Genomic DNA, 4,087 nt, shown 5'->3' on the forward strand with positions numbered 1-4,087 from the left:
CACCGAATTCTCCGACGCCTATATCAAGATGAAAACCCAGGAATGGAACCAGTACGCATCCCATTTCACAGAATGGGAATTGCAAAATACCCTCGATATCTGATCCCCTGGCGGGCTGGCTTCGGCCACCCGTTTCTCCTTGGGCGCGCCTGAACGGGCGCGCCTCTTTTGTTGCGGGAGGGGCCTTGCGGCCTCAGGCCCGGCTTGCCCCGGCGCGCCGCTTCTGCTGAACTCGGGCGCGGGGGAGAGTGGAGATGAAGATGCGCAATCAGGATCTGGCCTCGGTGCTGTTCGCGGACCAGTCGGTCGGCGCCACCGTCAGGGTGGTGGCCGAGACGCTGCTCGCGCGGATCCTGTCGCAGGAATATGCGGTGGATGAGCGGCTGCCCTCGGAACGCACGCTGGCGGGCGAGTTGGGGGTCGCGCGCAACACCGTGCGCGAGGCGCTGGACGTGCTGGAGAACCAGGGCGTGATCCGGCGCCGTGCCGGCAGCGGCAGTTTCGTCACCGGCCTGACCCAGGCCGAGGATATCGACGCCTCGGATGTGGCGGCCGAGACCAGCCCCCTGGATCTTCAGGTCATGCGCGGGATTCTGGAGCCCGAGATCATCCGCCTTGCCATCGTCAACATGTCACCGCGCGAGATCGAGGCGCTTGGCGAGGTGCTGTCTTCGATGGAGGCGGTCTCGACCGATGCCGGCGATTTCGCCCGGCTCGAAGACGAATTCCACCGGATGATCGCGCGCGGCACCGGCAACCCGCTGATCACCGCCTGCTACGATCTGGTGATTGCCGCCCGCCGCCAGGCCTTTCGCGCCGCGCTGAACCGGCGCTATCTGACGCCGCGGCGCATTCAGGACTGCCAGCGCCACTACAATACCCTGTTCAACACCATCACGGCGCGCGACATCGAAAGCGCGGTGGAATTCACCAAGCTGTTGCTGATCGAAGAGCAGAAATTGCTCATGCAGGAGGATTGAGGCTTTCCGCCGCGGCGGCGGGGCGGCTCTGGCGCTGATACCACATCTGGCCGAGCGCCTCCATTTCCTGTTTCAGCCGCTCGCCATGGCTGGCCAGCCAGGCCGGGATCGAGCCGAACGCCACGATCCGGGCCTTGCCGCCGGTGATCCTGACCACCGGCCAGTCGCCGACCAGGGCATTGTCGTTGCCGAAGAGTTCCAGCCCGCGCCAATGCGCCCGGCCGAAAGCGTGATCGCCGCGCCCGCCGTGTTTCATCGCCGCCAGAACCGAGACCGGCGCCACCGTCCCGGCCTTTTGCACCGCCGCGTGCCAGAGATCCAGGTTCGCGGCATATTCCCAGGACACCGCGCTCCAGCTGCCGGGGAAGCGGCGCTCGTATTCCTGGTGGAAGGCGGCGGGGCGGTTGAAGAAGAAGCTCTTGTCCTGGAGCGCCGGGTCGTCGAAATCGGGGAACTGGAACAGGAAGCCTTCCATGAAGCCGGGCGAGGTCTTCGCCACCAGTTCGGGGTAGCCGTCGGCGGTGCAGGACAGGATCTGGCCGCGAAAGCCCGCGCGGAACGCGGCTTCGGTCAGCGCATGGACCATCGGCGTATGGCTGGTGCACCAGCACAGCACCTGCGGATCCCGCTCCAGCATGGCGGCGACCATGGCTTCGGCATTGGCCCTGCCCGGGGGATATTGGATCTCATGGCAGATGGTGAACCCGCCTGCCGCGAAAGCCGCGCGATAGGCGGCAAGCGAGGGCAGGCCCAGCAGGTCGGTCTGGCTGCACAAAGCCACCCGTTTCAGATCGGGCCGCTCGCGCGCCAGCCAGTCCACCGCGGTGACGTTGAACAGCGGATGGATCTCGCTCGGGGCGATCAGATAGGGCATGTCGGGCGAGAGGTCGCTGGGCAGCAGCGTCGAGGTCAGCACCTTGCGCCCGGTCAGCCAGCCGCGCAGCTTCGTCATGCTGTCGCCGCCCAGCATCATCAGGAAGCGCACGTTGTGATCCTGGATCAGCCGCCGCGCGCCAAGCGCCCCGCGGTCGGGATCGAAGCCGCAATCCTCGGCGATGAGTTCCACCCGGTGCCGCTCGCCGCCGATCAGCATCCCGCCCGAATCGTTCAGCCAGTCGACCCAGATCCGGCAGCCGTTCAGCCCCGGCAGGCCCCAGGACTGCACCGGCCCGGACAGCGGTGCCAGAAAGCCGATGCGCACGGATTCGCGCACCCCGATCCCGAAGCGTTTGAGCACGCCGCCCACTGCCAGCCGTTGCGCAAGGCTCGATGCGCTCATCCCGGGGCCTCCGATTCCGCCGCAATCGTGCCTGATCGCACGATATGGTATTTCTCATAATGAAGATTTGTTGACACGCGCGCAATCTTATCGCGTAATTGGATCAGTCAATAATGGACCAGTCAAGCGAACTGGTGCAGACCAACGGGAGCAAAACCACATGAAGAAAAGAGTCGCCGTCATTGGTGCAGGTCCGTCCGGCCTCGCACAGCTTCGCGCTTTCCAGTCGGCCGCTGCCAAAGGAGCCGAAATCCCTGAGGTCGTCTGCTTCGAGAAGCAGGCCAACTGGGGCGGGCTGTGGAACTACAGCTGGCGAACTGGTCTGGACCAGTATGGCGAGCCGGTCCATGGTTCGATGTATCGCTACCTCTGGTCCAATGGTCCGAAAGAGGGGCTGGAGTTCGCGGACTATTCCTTCGAGGAGCATTTCGGCAAGCAGATCGCCTCTTACCCGCCGCGCGCCGTGCTGTTCGACTATATCGAAGGCCGGGTGAAGAAGGCGGGCGTGCGCGACTGGATCCGCTTCGAGAACGTCGTGCGCCTTGTGGAATGGGACGAGAGCCGCAAGAAGTTCACCGTCACCGTGCAGGATCTGCCGAACGATCACTGCTATTCCGAAGAGTTCGACCATGTGATCGTCGCCTCGGGCCATTTCTCGACCCCGAACGTGCCCGAATTCCCCGGCTTCGAGCGGTTCAACGGCCGCATCGTCCACGCCCATGACTTCCGCGACGCCCGCGAATTCGCCGGCAAGGACGTGCTCTTGGTCGGCACCAGCTATTCGTCCGAGGACATCGGCTCGCAGTGCTGGAAATACGGCGCGAAGTCGATCACCAACACCTACCGCTCGGCGCCGATGGGCTTCAAATGGCCCGACAACTGGGAAGAAAAGCCCAATATGAAGCGGGTGGACGGCAATACCGTCACCTTCGGCGACGGCACCACCAAGAAGATCGACGCGATCATCCTCTGCACCGGCTACAAGCATCATTTCCCCTTCCTGCCCGACGATCTGCGGCTGAAGACCGCGAACCGGCTGGCGACCGCCGACCTCTACAAGGGCGTGGTCTTCGTCAACAATCCGGCGCTGTTCTACCTCGGCATGCAGGACCAGTGGTTCACCTTCAACATGTTCGACGCTCAGGCCTGGTGGGTGCGCGACGCGATCATGGGCCGTCTCCAGGTGCCCGCCGACAAGGCGGCGCTGGTGGCCGATGTCGAGGACCGGGTGGCGCGCGAGGATGCCGGCAAGGATACCCATGACGCGATCCAGTATCAGGGCGATTACGTCAAGGAACTGATCGCCGAGACCGACTATCCCAGCTTCGACGTCGATGGCGCCTGCGAGATCTTCTTCGAGTGGAAAGAACACAAGAAGAAGGATATCATGGGCTTCCGCAACAACTGCTACCGTTCGGTGATCACCGGCACCATGGCGCCCGTGCACCACACACCCTGGAAGGATGCGCTGGACGATACGATGGAAAGCTATCTTCAGAACTGAGACGGCACGCTCTGGCGCAACCGAGCCGTTCCGCTCAGGAGGGGCGCCGGAGCGATCCGGCGCCCCTTTCCATTCCCCACTCCGCCCCACGGCCAGCGTGCCCGGCGATGTCGCGCCTGGTCGCGAGGTGTGGTCGGTCGGGTTGCGGCTTCGGTGGCGTTTTCTTTGCTGGTGGTGGGGCTTGGCTTTGCCGGCTGGCTTTTGTGGCGCGGATATATCTGAGGTGCGGGGCGCTGCGCGCAGGCCTTTGACGACATGTCCTTTGCGGGTGCTTCCGGCGTATGGGCGGGTGGCGGCGTTTGGTTCATTATGTGGGTGAGTGGC

General features: G+C 64.1%; 3 protein-coding genes. 2 read left to right on the forward strand and 1 reads right to left on the reverse strand.

Features of this window, described 5'->3' with window-relative positions:
* Window positions 1-260 precede the first annotated feature (260 nt).
* Window positions 261-980: a FadR/GntR family transcriptional regulator gene (locus XINFAN_RS10040; protein WP_124086436.1), complete on the forward strand. Its 720-nt coding sequence runs from the start codon at window positions 261-263 to the stop codon at window positions 978-980.
* On the opposite strand, the gene XINFAN_RS10045 is transcribed toward XINFAN_RS10040, so the two are convergent.
* Window positions 964-2,259 (reverse strand): ABC transporter substrate-binding protein, encoded by a 1,296-nt coding sequence (locus XINFAN_RS10045; RefSeq protein WP_124086432.1) that lies wholly within the window; start codon window positions 2,257-2,259, stop codon window positions 964-966. The genes XINFAN_RS10040 and XINFAN_RS10045 overlap by 17 nt on opposite strands.
* Window positions 2,260-2,419: 160 nt before the next feature.
* On the opposite strand from XINFAN_RS10045, the gene XINFAN_RS10050 reads away from it, so the two are divergent.
* On the forward strand, window positions 2,420-3,763 hold the full coding sequence (locus XINFAN_RS10050) for a trimethylamine monooxygenase (RefSeq protein WP_124086434.1): 1,344 nt from the start codon (window positions 2,420-2,422) through the stop codon (window positions 3,761-3,763).
* Window positions 3,764-4,087 lie beyond the last annotated feature (324 nt).

This window comes from Pseudogemmobacter humi (assembly GCF_900609055.1).
In the GTDB taxonomy this organism is placed as follows: domain Bacteria; phylum Pseudomonadota; class Alphaproteobacteria; order Rhodobacterales; family Rhodobacteraceae; genus Pseudogemmobacter; species Pseudogemmobacter humi.

What these genes read in the sequence shown, in the direction of transcription:
- XINFAN_RS10040 (WP_124086436.1), top strand. Translation starts at nt 261, where the DNA reads ATGCGCAATCAGGATCTGGCCTCGGTGCTGTTCGCGGACCAGTCGGTC.
- XINFAN_RS10050 (WP_124086434.1), top strand. Translation starts at nt 2,420, where the DNA reads ATGAAGAAAAGAGTCGCCGTCATTGGTGCAGGTCCGTCCGGCCTCGCA.
- XINFAN_RS10045 (WP_124086432.1), bottom strand. Translation starts at nt 2,259, where the DNA reads ATGAGCGCATCGAGCCTTGCGCAACGGCTGGCAGTGGGCGGCGTGCTC.